17 protein-coding genes and 1 tRNA gene are annotated in these 13,954 nt (G+C 69.4%); 11 read left to right on the forward strand and 7 right to left on the reverse strand.

Annotated elements, in window-relative coordinates; all coding sequences use genetic code 11:
* From CKO43_RS07410 to CKO43_RS07430, 5 genes are all read left to right on the forward strand, one after another.
* A partial coding sequence (locus CKO43_RS07410; RefSeq protein WP_200378281.1) for a glycine radical domain-containing protein occupies positions 1-497 on the forward strand: 497 nt, incomplete at its 5' end.
* Positions 484-1,302, forward strand: a complete 819-nt coding sequence (gene pflA, locus CKO43_RS07415) for a pyruvate formate-lyase-activating protein (RefSeq protein WP_200378282.1) — start codon at positions 484-486, stop codon at positions 1,300-1,302. The genes CKO43_RS07410 and pflA, both read left to right, overlap by 14 nt.
* A 94-nt stretch (positions 1,303-1,396) precedes the next feature.
* Positions 1,397-2,437 carry a bifunctional enoyl-CoA hydratase/phosphate acetyltransferase gene (locus CKO43_RS07420; RefSeq protein ID WP_200378283.1) on the forward strand — a complete coding sequence of 347 codons (1,041 nt, stop codon included), beginning with the start codon at positions 1,397-1,399 and terminating at the stop codon, positions 2,435-2,437.
* 46 nt (positions 2,438-2,483) lie between these two features.
* A complete protein-coding gene (locus CKO43_RS07425) occupies positions 2,484-3,413 on the forward strand; it encodes a formate/nitrite transporter family protein (RefSeq protein ID WP_200378284.1) in 930 nt (309 codons plus the stop codon).
* 11 nt (positions 3,414-3,424) lie between these two features.
* Positions 3,425-3,757 (forward strand): hypothetical protein, encoded by a 333-nt coding sequence (locus CKO43_RS07430; protein ID WP_200378285.1) that lies wholly within the window; start codon positions 3,425-3,427, stop codon positions 3,755-3,757.
* A 71-nt stretch (positions 3,758-3,828) separates the two neighbouring features.
* On the opposite strand, the gene CKO43_RS07435 is transcribed toward CKO43_RS07430, so the two are convergent.
* The 3 genes from CKO43_RS07435 to CKO43_RS07445 form a co-directional block, all read right to left on the reverse strand.
* Positions 3,829-4,728 (reverse strand): fumarylacetoacetate hydrolase family protein, encoded by a 900-nt coding sequence (locus tag CKO43_RS07435; RefSeq protein ID WP_200227397.1) that lies wholly within the window; start codon positions 4,726-4,728, stop codon positions 3,829-3,831.
* A gap of 431 nt (positions 4,729-5,159) precedes the next feature.
* A tRNA-Pro gene (locus CKO43_RS07440) sits at positions 5,160-5,236 on the reverse strand.
* A gap of 69 nt (positions 5,237-5,305) precedes the next feature.
* The gene (locus tag CKO43_RS07445) at positions 5,306-6,247 is read right to left on the reverse strand and encodes a polyprenyl synthetase family protein (RefSeq protein ID WP_200227492.1); all 942 of its coding nucleotides are present in this window, start codon (positions 6,245-6,247) and stop codon (positions 5,306-5,308) included.
* A gap of 256 nt (positions 6,248-6,503) precedes the next feature.
* On the opposite strand from CKO43_RS07445, the gene rplU reads away from it, so the two are divergent.
* The 4 genes from rplU (at position 6,504) to proB (ending at position 9,342) form a co-directional block, all read left to right on the forward strand.
* The gene (rplU, locus tag CKO43_RS07450; protein WP_200227408.1) at positions 6,504-6,815 is read left to right on the forward strand and encodes a 50S ribosomal protein L21; all 312 of its coding nucleotides are present in this window, start codon (positions 6,504-6,506) and stop codon (positions 6,813-6,815) included.
* A gap of 14 nt (positions 6,816-6,829) precedes the next feature.
* Positions 6,830-7,087 (forward strand): 50S ribosomal protein L27, encoded by a 258-nt coding sequence (rpmA, locus tag CKO43_RS07455; RefSeq protein WP_200227409.1) that lies wholly within the window; start codon positions 6,830-6,832, stop codon positions 7,085-7,087.
* A 69-nt stretch (positions 7,088-7,156) separates the two neighbouring features.
* The gene (gene obgE, locus CKO43_RS07460) at positions 7,157-8,227 is read left to right on the forward strand and encodes an Obg family GTPase CgtA (protein ID WP_200227411.1); all 1,071 of its coding nucleotides are present in this window, start codon (positions 7,157-7,159) and stop codon (positions 8,225-8,227) included.
* Positions 8,224-9,342, forward strand: coding sequence for a glutamate 5-kinase (gene proB / locus CKO43_RS07465; RefSeq protein WP_200378286.1), 1,119 nt, complete (start codon positions 8,224-8,226; stop codon positions 9,340-9,342). The genes obgE and proB overlap by 4 nt, the downstream gene beginning before the upstream one ends.
* Positions 9,343-9,352: 10 nt before the next feature.
* On the opposite strand, the gene CKO43_RS07470 is transcribed toward proB, so the two are convergent.
* On the reverse strand, positions 9,353-9,928 hold the full coding sequence (locus CKO43_RS07470) for an RNA pyrophosphohydrolase (RefSeq protein WP_200227415.1): 576 nt from the start codon (positions 9,926-9,928) through the stop codon (positions 9,353-9,355).
* A 115-nt stretch (positions 9,929-10,043) separates the two neighbouring features.
* Between CKO43_RS07470 and CKO43_RS07475 the strand changes: the two genes are divergently transcribed.
* Both CKO43_RS07475 and CKO43_RS07480 read left to right on the forward strand, forming a co-directional pair.
* The gene (locus tag CKO43_RS07475; RefSeq protein WP_200378287.1) at positions 10,044-11,792 is read left to right on the forward strand and encodes a proline--tRNA ligase; all 1,749 of its coding nucleotides are present in this window, start codon (positions 10,044-10,046) and stop codon (positions 11,790-11,792) included.
* Positions 11,789-12,391 carry a lytic transglycosylase domain-containing protein gene (locus tag CKO43_RS07480; RefSeq protein ID WP_200227418.1) on the forward strand — a complete coding sequence of 201 codons (603 nt, stop codon included), beginning with the start codon at positions 11,789-11,791 and terminating at the stop codon, positions 12,389-12,391. Before CKO43_RS07475 ends, CKO43_RS07480 begins: the two co-directional genes overlap by 4 nt.
* Here CKO43_RS07480 and CKO43_RS07485 read toward each other — a convergent pair.
* The 3 genes from CKO43_RS07485 to CKO43_RS07495 form a co-directional block, all read right to left on the reverse strand.
* On the reverse strand, positions 12,381-12,959 hold the full coding sequence (locus CKO43_RS07485; RefSeq protein ID WP_200378288.1) for a UbiX family flavin prenyltransferase: 579 nt from the start codon (positions 12,957-12,959) through the stop codon (positions 12,381-12,383). The two genes, CKO43_RS07480 and CKO43_RS07485, sit on opposite strands and share 11 nt — an antisense overlap.
* Complete coding sequence (gene grxD, locus CKO43_RS07490) at positions 12,959-13,273, reverse strand: Grx4 family monothiol glutaredoxin (protein WP_200227421.1); 315 nt, start codon at positions 13,271-13,273, stop codon at positions 12,959-12,961. Before grxD ends, CKO43_RS07485 begins: the two co-directional genes overlap by 1 nt.
* Positions 13,274-13,362: 89 nt before the next feature.
* Complete coding sequence (locus tag CKO43_RS07495; protein WP_200227423.1) at positions 13,363-13,911, reverse strand: hypothetical protein; 549 nt, start codon at positions 13,909-13,911, stop codon at positions 13,363-13,365.
* Positions 13,912-13,954 lie beyond the last annotated feature (43 nt).

Raw genomic sequence — 13,954 nt, forward strand, 5'->3', positions numbered from 1 at the left:
AGCAGAAGGCCTACCGCGGCGCGACGCCGACGATGTCGGTGCTGACGATCACGTCCAACGTGGTCTACGGCAAGAAGACCGGCAACACGCCGGACGGCCGCAAGGCGGGTGAACCGTTCGCGCCGGGCGCCAACCCGATGCACGGGCGCGACCACAAGGGCGCGGTCGCCTCGATGGCCTCGGTCGCCAAGCTGCCCTACAGCTGCTCGCAGGACGGCATCTCCTACACCTTCACGATCGTGCCGAGCGCGCTCGGCACGGATGAAGGCCGGCGCGTGGACAACCTGGTGAACCTGATCGACGGCTACTTCGGCTCGGGTGGCCACCACATCAACGTCAACGTCTTCGACCGTTCGACGCTGCTGCACGCGATGGATCATCCCGAGCTCTACCCGCAGCTGACGATCCGGGTGTCGGGCTACGCGGTGAACTTCATCAAGCTCACGCGCGAACAGCAGCTCGACGTCATCAGCCGTACCTTCCATGCGACCCACTGACGTCATCGACGTCGCCGCCGCTGCCGCCCCGTGCGGCCTGCGGCCGGCAAACGCCCCGGAGCCCGCCCCGGCGGCGGCCGCCACCGAAGGTTGGGTCCATTCGACCGAGACCTGCGGGGCGGTGGACGGCCCGGGCATACGCTACGTGCTCTTCCTGTCCGGCTGCCCGCTGCGCTGCGCCTATTGCCACAACCCCGACACCTGGCACCGGCACGAGGGCACGCTCACCAGCGTCGCTGAACTGCTGACCGACATAGGCCGCTACCGCGGCTTCATCCAGGCCCACGGGGGCGTGACGCTGAGCGGCGGCGAGCCGCTGGCCCAGCCGCGTTTCGTCAAGGCGCTGCTGCGCGGCTGCAAGGCGATGGGCCTGCACACGGCGCTCGACACCTCGGGCTATCTCGGTGCCCTGGTCGACGACGAGATGATGGCCGACCTGGACCTGGTGTTGCTGGACATCAAGGCCTTCAGCGAGAAGCGCTACCGCCGGCTCACCGGCGCGGAGCTGGAGCCGACGCTGGAGTTCGCGCGGCGCCTGGCCGCGATCGGCAAACCCATCGTGCTGCGCTACGTGCTGGTGCCCGGCTGGACCGACCACGAAGCCGAGATCCGCGCGCTCGCCGCCTTCGCTGCCGGGCTGGGCAATGTGCAGCGTGTCGACGTGCTGCCCTTCCACCAGATGGGCGAGCACAAGTGGCGCGAGCGTGATCTGAACTACCGCCTCGCCGGCGTCGCCCCGCCGTCGGACGAAGCGGCCGAGCGCACGCGCTCGCTGTTCCGCGCCGCCGGGCTGCAGGTGAGCTGACCGGCCCCCTCGGCCCCGCGCCTCCCGACCGAACACGACTCCGGGCACACGCCCGGTCGGGCTTGCTGTTGCCCGCGAATCCGCACCGACTGCCATGCTGACCGAAATCCGCCCCACTGCCGCGCTGTTCGACGGCGCCCGTGTCCCGGCCGGCGCTGCGATCGACCACGACGACGGCGTCACCGGGAGCCTGCCCTGCGACGAGATCGCCGCCGGCCGCACGCGCCAGCTGGACGCGCTGCTGATGAAGTGCGAGCGCCTGGCGCCGCTGCCCACCGCGGTGGTCTACCCGGGCAGCGAGCCCGCGCTGCGGGGCGCCGTCGCGGCCGAGCGGGCCGGGCTGATCGAGCCGGTGCTGGTCGGCCCGGCGCGCCAGATCCGCGCGCTCGCCGCGGTGCACGGGCTGGACATCTCGCGCTGCCGGCTGGTGGACGTCGAGCATGCGAAGGAATCTGCCGAGGCCGCCGCCCGGCTGGCACGCGACGGCGAGGTCGGGGCGCTGATGAAGGGCTCGCTGCACACCGACGAGCTGATGGGCGCCGTCGTGCGCAAGGACAACGCGCTGCGCACCGCCGCGCGCATCAGCCACGTCTTCGTGATGCAGGTGCCGACCTACGCGCGCACGCTGCTGATCACGGACGCCGCGATCAACATCTCGCCCTCGCTCGAAGACAAGGTGCACATCGTCCAGAACGCGATCCACCTGGCGCAGGCGCTGGGCGTGGACCGGCCCAGGGTGGCCATCCTGTCGGCGGTCGAGACCATCAACCCGCGCATCCCGTCGACGCTGGAAGCCGCCGTGCTGTGCAAGATGGCCGAACGCGGCCAGATCACCGGCGGCGTGCTCGACGGGCCGCTGGCCTTCGACAACGCGATCTCGGCCGAAGCCGCGCGCACCAAGGGCATCGAGTCGCCGGTGGCCGGCCAGGCCGACATCCTGCTGGTGCCCGACCTGGTGGCCGGCAACCTGCTGGTCAAGCTGTTCGCCTTTCTGGCCAATGCCGACGCCGCCGGCATCGTGCTCGGCGCCAAGCTGCCGGTGATCCTGAGCAGCCGCGCCGACAGCCTGCGCTCGCGGCTGACGTCTTGCGCCATCGCTGCGCTGCTGGCCGAGGCCCGGCGCGCCGCCGCTTGACGGCGAGTGCACGCACCCAGGCCGCGAGGCCGACGAAAGCAAAACCATGCTCGACCGCACCCATTCCCGCTACCTGCCCGGCGACGGGTCTGAGCCCGACCCGGCTGCGGCTGCACCGCGCTCGCTGTTCGACCCGCTCGCCCCCGACGCCGTGGCCTGCGCTGCCGAGGAGATGGGCGTGAAGAAGGCCAAGGCCACGGCCGCCCATCAGTTCGGGCTGGCGGTGCTGGGCGGCGCCTTCGTCGCGCTGGGCGCGATGTTCGCCACCGTCGCGATCGCCGGTGCCGACCACCTGCTGCCCTGGGGCGTGATGCGCCTGCTGATGGGCGCGGCCTTCTCGATGGGGCTGATGCTGGTCGTCGTCGCCGGTGCCCAGCTGTTCACCAGCGACGCGCTGATGGTGATGGCCTGGGCCAGCGGCCGGCTGGACACCCGCCGCATGCTGCGTGTCTGGACCCTGGTCTGGCTGGGCAACCTGGTCGGTGCGCTCGGCACCGCGGTCATCGTCTTCCTCGGCGGCCAGTACGGCGCCGGGCACGGCGAGGTCGGCGCCAGTGCGCTCTACCTGGCCTCGAGCAAGGCCAGCCTGGCGCCGTTCAAGGCGTTTTCGCTCGCCATCCTGTGCAACGTGCTGGTCTGCCTGGCGACCTGGCTGTCGCTGGCCGCGCGCAGCGTGACCGACAAGATCGTCGCGATGTTCCTGCCGATCACGGCCTTCGTTGCCGCCGGGTTCGAGCACTGCGTGGCCAACATGTACTTCGTGCCCTACGGCCTGCTGGTCAAGTGGTTCGCGCCGGCCGGCTTCTGGGCCGAACCGGCGGCGCAGGCCAAGGCAGCCGCCGAGATCCCGGTGGGCCAGTACCTGGTCAACCTGGGCGTCGTGACGCTGGGCAATTGGGTCGGTGGCGCCTTGCTCGTCGCTGGTGCTTACTGGTGGCTGTTCCGCCGCGGCGCGCGCGCCGCCCGGGCCGTCTGACGGCGGCGGCGATGTCGGGATTCATCGACTACAGCGCCACCGCGCGCGAGACCGAGCGTGCGCTGCTGCGTGCCGGGCTGGCGCTGGGCATCGACTGGCACGACGCCGCTGCGGTGCAGGCGATCGTGCGCGAGACGCTGGACCGCCGCCAGGGCCTGCACCGCGGCGCGGCGCGCCTGCCGCACGGGCGCGAACGCCAGCGCCTGCAGCTGTGTGCGCTGGTCGTGCTGCGCCGTCGCATCGAAGTGGAGTACGAGCCCGCGGTGGCGTGTGCCGCCACTGGCGTGTGGCGCGCGCTGTCGCAGGCGCTGGACCACGAACTCGCCGGCCGTCTCGGCGCCTGAACGGGCCGGGCAGGGCGCGAGAACCTGGCATCCCGGGGCGGGCCGCCACCGGGATGCCGTTGTCGCCGGGCTCAGGCCGCGGCGGCTTCAACCGCCTGCAGCGCCGCGACGCTGTCCAGCGGTTCGACGACTTCGTCGGCGATGACGTTGCACAGCCGGCCTATGCCCGAGATCTCCACCTCGACGGTGTCGCCGGCCTGCATGAACAGCGGCGGCACGCGTTTCTTGCCGACGCCGCCGGGCGAGCCGGTGATGATCACGTCGCCGGGCGACAGCGCGCTGAAGGTGCTGATGTACTCCACCAGCTCGGCCACCGGATGGATCATGCTGGCCGTCGTGTCGTCCTGCACCTGCATGCCGTTGAGGAAGGTGCGCAGGCGCAGCTGCTGCGGGTCGCCGATCTCGTCGGGCGTGACCAGCCACGGGCCGAAGGCGCCGGTGTCGTGCCAGTTCTTGCCGGCGGTGAACCAGCTGTGCTGCCAGTCCCGCACCGAGCCGTCCATGTAGCAGGCATAGCCGGCGACGTGCCGCAGGGCGTCTTCACGGCGGATGCCGCGGCCGCCGGTGCCGATCACCACCGCCAGTTCGCCTTCGTAGTCGAACTCGCGGCTTTGCAGCGGCTTGACGACAGGGCAGCGGTGGCCGGTCTGCGAGTCGGGGAAGCGGATGAACAGCGTCGGCGCGGGGTTGGTCTCGGCGAACTCCTGGCGCTTGGCGGCGTAGTTCATGCCGACGCAGAAGATCTTGTTCGGGTGCTCGATGACGGGCAGGAAGGCGACCTCGCTCTCCTGGTAGTCGGGCGCGGCCTGTTCGTACTCGCGCGCGAGCGTGATGCCGCCGGGGGCGGCGAGCAATGCGCGCAGGCTGGCGTAGCGCTCGCCGAGGCGGCTGCCCAGGTCGACGATGCCGCGTTCGGTGCGGATGCCGTAGCTGCGTTTGCCCCGGCTGTTGCGGAAGCTGAGCAATTTCATGGGGTCTTCGTGAAACGTTTGGCGTCGGCACGCTGCCGTCGTTTCGCTTTCAGGTTGGGTTGCGGTGAAGCCACTGTAGGAAACGACGCGATATCGTCATAGATACATTTCCCAGCTTTCAGAGTTGCCCTGGCAGGCAAAGCTGGAGCCGCTGCGGCGGCGCGCCCGAGGGCGATGTGCTCGCGGCCGCTTCCGGTCTGCCGCGAGCCATGGGCCGCTCGGACCGTCGCGATGGGGAATCAGGTTCGCAAGCGGAGCCCGATCGATGCCGCATTCGCCACGACGAGTCGTGACGAACGGTTGGCAGATCGAATGCTGAAGCGGAACTCGTTTTCACGAGGGGGCGTCGACAGTGATTGCCTAGCCCATCATTTTCGTGGTGCCTGAGGCCGAGCGACTCAAGCGAGTCGTCGAACTCAAAGACAAATTCCTGGTCGGGGTGAGAGGATTCGAACCTCCGGCCTCTACGTCCCGAACGTAGCGCTCTACCAGGCTAAGCTACACCCCGATTTGGCTGTCCGGCAATGTGTTCATTGCCAGTGCCTTGTCTCCCGCTGCTCTTGCAGTGCCTCTCGGATTACGAGGACCTGTGAACAGCGCGAAAACAAAATTCTAGCAGAGCTTCGCGGGCTTTGGAAACAGGCAGCAGATCAAGCTGTGTGCGAGCCTTGTCGGCCTGGGCCTGCGCAGCCTCGCGCGTGGCCTCCAGCGCCCCCGTGCGGCGCACGATGGCGATGATCTCCGGGAGCTTCTCGAGTTCGCCGTGTTCGATCGCGTGGCGGATCAGGTCGCGCTCCTCGGGCGTGCCGCGCTCCATCGCGATCAGCAGCGGCAGCGTCGGCTTGCCTTCGCGCAGATCGTCGCCGACGTTCTTGCCGAGTTCGTCGCTGTTGCCTTCGTAGTCGAGCAGGTCGTCGACGAGCTGGAACGCGGTGCCGAGCGAGCGCCCATAGTCGGCGCAGGCTTCCTCGATCTCGGGCGACGCGCCCGCCAGCACCGCGCCCAGGCGCGCGCTGGCTTCGAACAGCTTGGCGGTCTTGTAGCGGATGACACGCAGGTACTCGTCGACCGCGAGGTCGGCGTCGTGCATGTTCATCAGCTGCAGGACCTCGCCCTCGGCGATGACGTTGGTCGCTTCGGCCAGGACCTCGAGCACCCTCATGCTCTTGACCGAGACCATCATCTGGAACGAACGCGAGTACAGGAAGTCGCCGACCAGCACCGCCGCGGCGTTGCCGAACATCGAGTTCGCCGTCGCGCGCCCTCGGCGCAGCGAGGACTCGTCGACGACGTCGTCGTGCAGCAGCGTCGAGGTGTGGATCAGCTCGACGACGGCGGCCAGTTCGTAGCGTTCCGCGCCGCGGAAGCCGAGCGCCTCCGAGAACAGCAGCAGCAGGCGCGGGCGCATGCGTTTGCCGCCGGCGCCGATGATGTAGCTGGCGATCTGGTCGATCAGCCCAACCTTCGAGGACAGCCGGGCGCGGATGACGGCGTCGACCTGGCGCATCGCGGCGTCCATCGGGTCGTCGACGTGAGGAGGGGAAGCGGTGGTCTGAAGCACGGAACGCGCCGGTTGATTCGGCTGGATTATAGGAAGGCGGTTCTGACACCGTCCGGCCGGGGCCGGTGGTGATACCGACGTGCTCGGGCGCAGGGGCGCCCGAGCAAGCCGACACGGCGAGCAGACATGCTATACTGAAAGGCTCTGCGTTGTTTGCTGCCCGTCACAGGGCGACATGCACCGCAGATGTCCACAAGACTGAAGGAAGGCACACATGTACGCGGTCATAAAAACCGGTGGCAAGCAATACAAGGTTGCTGCCGGCGAAAAGATCAAGGTAGAACAGATAGCTGCGGACGTGGGCCAGGAAATCGTGATCGAACAGGTGCTGGCCGTCGGTGACGGCGCGGATCTGCAGATCGGGGCTCCCTGGGTCGCGGGTGCAAGCGTCAAGGCAACCGTCGTGGCGCATGGCCGTCACGACAAAGTCCGCATCTTCAAGATGCGTCGCCGCAAGCACTACCAGAGGCACGGCGGCCACCGCCAGAACTACACCGAGCTGGAAATCGGCTCCGTGAACGTCTGAAGGAGCACTGAACCATGGCACAGAAAAAAGGCGGCGGCTCAACCCGCAACGGTCGCGACTCCAAGCCGAAGATGCTCGGCGTGAAGGCGTTCGGCGGCGAGGTCGTTTCGGCCGGCTCGATCATCGTGCGTCAGCGCGGCACGCGTTTCCACGCCGGCGTCAACGTCGGCATGGGCCGTGACCACACGCTGTTCGCGCTCGTCGACGGCAACGTTTCGTTCGCGATCAAGGGCGAGAAGAATCGCCAGACGGTGAACGTCACGCCGGTCTAAAGGCCGACGCGACCTTCGATCCCGAAGCCCCGGCACGCCGGGGCTTCGTCTTTTCTATCATCTCGCACCATGAAGTTCGTAGACGAAGCCACGATAGACATCGCCGCGGGCAACGGCGGCGCCGGCTGCGTCAGCTTCCGGCGCGAGAAGTTCATCCCCTTCGGCGGCCCCAACGGCGGCGACGGCGGGCGGGGCGGCAGCGTCTGGGCGCTGGCCGACCGCAACATCAACACGCTGATCGACTACCGCTACGCGCGCCGCCACGAAGCGCGCAACGGCGAGTCCGGGCGCGGTGCCGACCAGTTCGGTGCTGCGGGCGAGGACATCGTGCTGCGCATGCCGGTGGGCACCATCATCACCGACCTCGAGTCCGGCGAGGTGCTGTGCGAACTGCTCGAGCACGACCAGCGCGAACTGCTCGCCAAGGGCGGTGACGGCGGTTTCGGCAACCTGCACTTCAAGACCAGCACCAACCGTGCGCCGCGGCAGAAGACCGCCGGCTGGCCGGGCGTGGCACGCAAGGTCAAGCTCGAGCTGCGTGTGCTCGCCGACGTCGGCCTGCTGGGCATGCCCAACGCCGGCAAGAGCACGCTGATCTCGGCGATATCCAACGCCCGGCCGAAGATCGCCGACTACCCGTTCACGACGCTGCACCCGAACCTGGGCGTGGTGCGCGTGGGCCCGGAGCGCAGCTTCGTCGTCGCCGACATCCCGGGCCTGATCGAAGGCGCGAGCGAAGGCGCGGGCCTGGGCCACCGCTTCCTGCGCCATCTGCAGCGCACGCGGCTCTTGCTGCACATCGTCGACCTGGCGCCCTTCGACGAAGGCGTCGATCCGGTGCAGCAGGCCAAGGCCATCGTCGCCGAGCTGAAGAAGTACGACCCCGAACTGCACGCCAAGCCGCGCTGGCTGGTGCTCAACAAGATCGACATGCTGCCGGTCGAGGAGCGCGAGGCGCGCGTGAAGGATTTCGTGCGCCGGCTGCGCTACAAGGGCCCGGTGTTCGCGATCTCGGCGCTGGCGCGCGAAGGTCTGGAGCCGCTGCTCGAGGCGATCTGGAAACACGTCGCCGCGCAGCAGCACGAGGCGCCGCTGCCCGACCCGCGTTTCGACAACCCGCCGCCGTCAGATCCCGCATGAGCAGCGTGCTCGCGGCCGCGCGCCGCATCGTCGTCAAGGTCGGCTCGAGCCTGGTCACGAACGAAGGCCGCGGCGTCGATGCCGAGGCCATCGGCAACTGGTCACGCCAGCTCGCGGCGCTGGCGCGCGACGGGCGCGAGGTCGTGATGGTTTCCAGCGGCGCCATCGCCGAAGGCATGAAGCGCCTGGGCTGGACGACGCGGCCCAAGGAGCTCAACGAGCTGCAGGCCGCTGCCGCCGTCGGCCAGATGGGGCTGGCGCAGATGTACGAGACGCGGCTGTCCGAGCAGGGTCTGCGCAGCGCCCAGGTGCTGCTGACGCACGCCGACCTGGCTGACCGCGAGCGCTACCTCAACGCCCGTTCGACGCTGCTGACGCTGCTGGCGCTGGGCGTGGTGCCGGTGATCAACGAGAACGACACCGTCGTCACCGACGAGATCAAGTTCGGCGACAACGACACGCTGGGTGCGCTCGTCGCCAACCTGATCGAAGCCGACGCGCTGGTCATCCTGACCGACCAGCGCGGGCTGTACTCGGCCGATCCGCGCCAGGATCCCGAGGCCCGTTTCATCGACGTCGCCACCGCCGGCGACCCGGCGCTGGAGCAGATGGCCGGCGGCGCCGGCTCCAGCATCGGCCGCGGCGGCATGATCACCAAGGTGCTGGCGGCCAAACGCGCTGCCGGCAGCGGTGCCAGCACCGTCATCGCCTGGGGGCGCGAGCCCGACGTGCTGCTGCGCCTGGTGCGCGGCGAGGCGATCGGCAGCGCGCTCGTCGCCGGCACGCCCAAGTTCGCGGCGCGCAAGCAGTGGATGATCGACCACCTGCAGCTGCGTGGTTCGGTCGTCGTCGACGCCGGCGCCGCGCTCAAGCTGCGCGCGGACGGCAAGAGCCTGCTGCCGATCGGCGTCGTCGAGGTGCAGGGCGAGTTCGCGCGTGGCGACGTCATCGCGGTGCTGGCGCCGGGCGGCGAGGTGATCGCGCGCGGTCTGGCCAACTACTCGTCGGCCGAGGCGCGGCTGATCTCACGCCACGCGTCGTCGCAGATCGAGTCGCTGCTGGGCTACGCCCACGAGCCCGAGATGATCCACCGGACCAACCTGGTCCTGGTCTGAGCCGGCGGCTTCAGCGCGGCGTGGCCGGTGCCGCAGCCGGCGGCCAGGGCGCCTCGAGTTCGTCGTGGCGGTGCGTGCGCAGGCCCGAGCGCAGATAGCGGTTATGCGTGGGCTGGCGCGGCAGGTAGCGCGAGAGCTCGGTCAGCGCCATCTCGTAGACGCCGCGCTTGAACTCGATGACGACGTCCAGCGGCACCCAGTACTCGTTCCAGCGCCAGGCGTCGAACTCGGGGTGGTCGGTGGCGCGCAGGTTCATGTCGCAGTCGCGGCCGACCAGGCGCAGCAGGAACCAGATCTGCTTCTGGCCGCGATAGTGGCCGCGTGCATCGCGCCGGATGTAGTGCTCGGGCACCTCGTAGCGCAGCCAGTCGCGGGTGCGGCCGATGATCTGCACGTGCTCGGGCCTGAGGCCAACTTCCTCATGCAACTCGCGGAACATCGCCTGCTCGGGCGACTCGCCGTGCTTGATGCCGCCTTGCGGAAACTGCCAGGAATGGGTGCGAAGCCGCTTGCCCCAGAACACCTGGTTCTTCGCATTCAGCAGCACGATGCCGACGTTGGGCCGGAAGCCCTCCCGGTCGAGCATAATCGGACCCCGAATCTGTGACTCAGATCATTATTGCACCGGGCAGGTGCGGCACAAAGGCTCTCGGTTTCCCGCACGCGGGCTGCAGCCGTCCCGCACGGCCCGCACCGCGCCCATGAAAGCCTCCCAGACCTTCATCTCCACCCTCAAGGAAGCTCCCGCCGACGCGGAAATCGTCAGCCACAAGCTGATGATGCGTGCCGGGATGATCAAGCGCCTCGGCGCCGGCATCTACAACTACATGCCGATGGGCCTGCGGGTGATCCGCAAGGTCGAGGCCATCATCCGCGAGGAGATGAACCGCGCCGGCGCCGTCGAACTGCTGATGCCGGTGGTGCAGCCGGCCGAGCTCTGGATGGAGACCGGCCGCTTCCAGGCCTACGGCCCCGAACTGCTGCGCGTGAAGGACCGCCACGACCGCGACTTCGTCATCCAGCCGACGAGCGAAGAGGTCATCACCGACATCGCGCGCCAGGAGCTGCGCAGCTACAAGCAGCTGCCGCGCACCTTCTATCACGTGCAGACCAAGTTCCGCGACGAGCGCCGCCCGCGTTTCGGCGTCATGCGCGGCCGCGAGTTCACGATGAAGGACGCCTACTCCTTCGACCGCGACAAGGCCTCGGCGCTGAAGAGCTACGACACGATGTACCGCGCCTACTGCGCGATCTTCGACCGCTTCGGCCTGACCTACCGCGCGGTGGCTGCCGACACCGGCGCCATTGGCGGCGACGCCTCGCATGAGTTCCAGGTCATCGCCGACACCGGCGAGGACGCGATCGTCTACTGCCCGACGAGCGACTACGCGGCCAACATCGAACTCGCCGAAGCGGTTTCGCTGATCGCCGAACGCGCAGCGCCGGCCCAGGCCCTGGCCAAGACGCCGACGCCGGGCAAGAGCACCTGCGAGGACGTCGCGGCGCTGCTCGGCCTCCCGCTCGCGAACACCGTCAAGTCGCTGGTGCTGGCCACCGACGAGAAGGACGAGGCCGGCGACATCGTCAAGACGACGGTCTGGCTGCTGCTGGTGCGCGGCGACCACGCGCTCAACGAGGTCAAGACCGGCAAGCTGCCGGGGCTCAAGAGCGGTTTCCGTTTCGCCACCATTGCCGAGATCGAGGACCACTTTGGCTGCAAGCCGGGCTACCTCGGCCCGATCGGGCTGAAGAAGCCGGTGAAGGTGGTCGCCGACCGCACGGTCGCGAACATGAGCGACTTCGTCTGCGGCGCCAACGAGCCCGACTTCCACATCGCCGGCGTCAACTGGGGCCGCGACCTGCCCGAGCCCGACTTCGTCGCCGACATCCGCAACGTCGTCGCCGGCGACCCCTCGCCCGACGGCCAGGGCGTGCTCGCGATCCAGCGCGGCATCGAGGTCGGCCACGTCTTCTACCTCGGCACCAAGAAGTACAGCGTGCCGATGGGCGCGACCTTCCTCGACGAGAACGGCAAGCCGCAGCCTTTCGAGATGGGCTGCTACGGCATCGGCGTCACGCGCATCCTGGGCGCGGCGATCGAGCAGAACCACGACGAACGCGGCATCGTCTGGCCGGACGCGATCGCACCGTTCACGGTGGCCGTTTGCCCGATCGGCTACGACCGCAGCGCCGAGGTCAAGACCGCGGCCGACCAGCTGCACGACGAACTGGTGGCGCTCGGCATCGACGTCGTGCTCGACGACCGCGGCGAACGCCCGGGCGCGATGTTCGCCGACTGGGAGCTGATCGGCGTGCCGCACCGCGTCGTCATCTCCGACCGCGGCCTGAAGGCCGGCACGGTCGAGGTCCAGGGCCGGCGCGAGACCGCGGCGAACACGGTGCCGCTGGCCGAGGCCGTCGCTTTCGTGAAGGGCCGCCTGAAGGCATGATCGGCCGCCGTGCGCTGCTGGCGCTGCCGCTGGCGGCCGCCTGCGGCGCCGCCCGCGCCGGGGCGCAGAAGGAAGAGCCGCTGGCCGACGCCGTGCGCGGTGCGCTGGCGGCGGCGGTGGCCGACGGTGCCCCGCCCAAACCCGGCTTCCTGCGCGTCGAGGACCGGCTGGCCTATCTGCGCTGGCTGGGAGCGGCCAGCGAGAAGTTGAAGCGCCGCAAGAGCGAACACCGCACGCGCGTCGAGTTCCTCGAGACCGTCTGGTACGAGAGCCGGCGTGCCGGGCTGGAGACCTCGCTGGTGCTGGGCCTGATCCAGGTCGAGAGCGGTTTCCGCAAGTACGCGATCAGCAGCGCCGGCGCGCGCGGCTACATGCAGGTGATGCCGTTCTGGTCGCGCCTGATCGGCGACGGCGACGCCAGCCGGCTGTTCCACATGCAGACCAACATGCGCTTCGGCTGCGTGATCCTGCGCCACTACCTGGACGCCGAGCGCGGCGACCTGTTCATGGCCCTGGGCCGCTACAACGGCAGCCGCGGCCGCGCGGAGTACCCGAACATGGTGTTCGGCGCGCGCCGGGCCTGGGACATCAAGGCTTGAGCTGGAGGCCGCGCCATTCGCGCGGCGCGGCGCCCGTGGCCTGCAGCAGCGCGAGCACACGCTCGACGCCGTCGTCGACGATCTCGGCCACCGTCTGCGGCCGGTGATAGAAGGCCGGCAGCGGCGGGAAGATGATCGCGCCCATCTCGGTTGCGGCCGTCATGTTGCGCAGGTGCGCCAGGTTCAGCGGCGTCTCGCGCACCATCAGCACCAGGCGCCGGCGTTCCTTCAAGGTGACGTCGGCCGCGCGGGTCAGCAGGTTGTCGGCCAGGCCGTGGGCGACGGCGGCCAGCGTCTTCATCGAACACGGCGCGACCACCATCGCCGCGGTGTCGAAGCTGCCGCTGGCGACGCAGGCGCCGACGTCGCCGGGCGCGTAAGCGTGGTCGGCCAGCGCTTCGAGTTCGCCGCGCGACAGGCCGAGTTCGTGGTAGGCGTTGAGCACGCCGGCCGGGGTCGCGATCAGGTGCGTCTGGAGCCCCAGTTCGCGCGCGCGCTGCAGCAGGCGCACGCCGTAGACGGCGCCGCTGGCGCCGGTGATGCCGACGACCAGCCGCGGCGCCGGCATCAGGCCTTGGCCAGCAGCTGCTGCAGCTCGCCCGACTGGTACATCTCCATCATGATGTCCGAGCCGCCGACGAACTCGCCGCCGACGTAGAGCTGCGGGATCGTCGGCCACTGGGCGTAGTCCTTGATCCCCTGGCGCACGTCCTCGTCCTCGAGCACGTTGAAGGTCTTGAACTCGTCAACGCCGCAGGCCTTGAGCACCTGCACGGCGCGGCCGGAAAAACCGCACATCGGAAACTGCGCCGTACCCTTCATGAAGAGCACCACGCGGTTGCCCTTGACCAGTTCGTCGATGCGTTGTTGAACGTCGCTCATCGCTGTGCTGCCGCCGGATGTCTGAAAGAGGCAAGGATAAGCCAAAGGCAGGTGACGCCCGGGCGCGGCGGCCGATGCCCGTACCGGCGTCAGAACGCGTAACGCACGCCCAGCTGCAGCACCGGCGCGAGCTGCATTTCGCGCAGCGCCCGGTCCAGGGGCTGCTCGCCCAGCCGCACCCGGTCGGCGCGGTCGCCGACGAGGCCGATGTCGGCGCTGAAGTTCCAGGCGCCGTCGCGCGTGCCGGCGCTGTAGCCCAGGCCGACGTAGGGCAGCGTCTGCGCCGCGTCGTCGGCAAGGCCCGACCAGGCGGTGGCGCCCAGCCGCAGCGGCCCCGGCGCGCCGAGCGGCAGGCCGCGCCCGCTCAGCGTCACGCCGCTGGTCGCGCGCAGGCCGCCGACGAGCGAGCGCACGCGCAGTCCGGGCACGTCGAAGTAGTAGTCGCCGAGCACCGAGCCGGCGTTGCGCGTGCCGCCGGACAGCGTCACCGGCGCCAGCGTCGAGCTGCCGAGTTGCACACGCGCCTGCCACTGCGGCCAGACGGTGTCGGTCTCGGGAGCGGCCAGACCGTCCGCGGCGGCTGCGGCGCCCGCGAGGGCGAGGCCTGCGAAGGTCACGGGAGCGGAACGCATGCGCATGGCAGGACTCCTCGTGCTGAGGCCTTCATCATGCTCTGTTGCG

It is taken from the genome of Rubrivivax gelatinosus (genome assembly GCF_016583785.1).
Lineage (GTDB): Bacteria > Pseudomonadota > Gammaproteobacteria > Burkholderiales > Burkholderiaceae_C > Rubrivivax > Rubrivivax gelatinosus_B.

Excerpts from the sequence above, each read along its gene's own strand:
- pflA (WP_200378282.1), top strand. The coding sequence starts at position 484 with ATGCGACCCACTGACGTCATCGACGTCGCCGCCGCTGCCGCCCCGTGC.
- CKO43_RS07445 (WP_200227492.1), bottom strand. The coding sequence starts at position 6,247 with ATGGACGCCGCGATGCGCCAGGTCGACGCCGTCATCCGCGCCCGGCTG.
- CKO43_RS07495 (WP_200227423.1), bottom strand. The coding sequence starts at position 13,911 with ATGCGCATGCGTTCCGCTCCCGTGACCTTCGCAGGCCTCGCCCTCGCG.
- grxD (WP_200227421.1), bottom strand. The coding sequence starts at position 13,273 with ATGAGCGACGTTCAACAACGCATCGACGAACTGGTCAAGGGCAACCGC.
- CKO43_RS07420 (WP_200378283.1), top strand. The coding sequence starts at position 1,397 with ATGCTGACCGAAATCCGCCCCACTGCCGCGCTGTTCGACGGCGCCCGT.
- obgE (WP_200227411.1), top strand. The coding sequence starts at position 7,157 with ATGAAGTTCGTAGACGAAGCCACGATAGACATCGCCGCGGGCAACGGC.
- CKO43_RS07475 (WP_200378287.1), top strand. The coding sequence starts at position 10,044 with ATGAAAGCCTCCCAGACCTTCATCTCCACCCTCAAGGAAGCTCCCGCC.
- CKO43_RS07430 (WP_200378285.1), top strand. The coding sequence starts at position 3,425 with ATGTCGGGATTCATCGACTACAGCGCCACCGCGCGCGAGACCGAGCGT.
- CKO43_RS07480 (WP_200227418.1), top strand. The coding sequence starts at position 11,789 with ATGATCGGCCGCCGTGCGCTGCTGGCGCTGCCGCTGGCGGCCGCCTGC.
- CKO43_RS07470 (WP_200227415.1), bottom strand. The coding sequence starts at position 9,928 with ATGCTCGACCGGGAGGGCTTCCGGCCCAACGTCGGCATCGTGCTGCTG.
- rpmA (WP_200227409.1), top strand. The coding sequence starts at position 6,830 with ATGGCACAGAAAAAAGGCGGCGGCTCAACCCGCAACGGTCGCGACTCC.
- proB (WP_200378286.1), top strand. The coding sequence starts at position 8,224 with ATGAGCAGCGTGCTCGCGGCCGCGCGCCGCATCGTCGTCAAGGTCGGC.
- rplU (WP_200227408.1), top strand. The coding sequence starts at position 6,504 with ATGTACGCGGTCATAAAAACCGGTGGCAAGCAATACAAGGTTGCTGCC.
- CKO43_RS07485 (WP_200378288.1), bottom strand. The coding sequence starts at position 12,959 with ATGCCGGCGCCGCGGCTGGTCGTCGGCATCACCGGCGCCAGCGGCGCC.
- CKO43_RS07425 (WP_200378284.1), top strand. The coding sequence starts at position 2,484 with ATGCTCGACCGCACCCATTCCCGCTACCTGCCCGGCGACGGGTCTGAG.
- CKO43_RS07435 (WP_200227397.1), bottom strand. The coding sequence starts at position 4,728 with ATGAAATTGCTCAGCTTCCGCAACAGCCGGGGCAAACGCAGCTACGGC.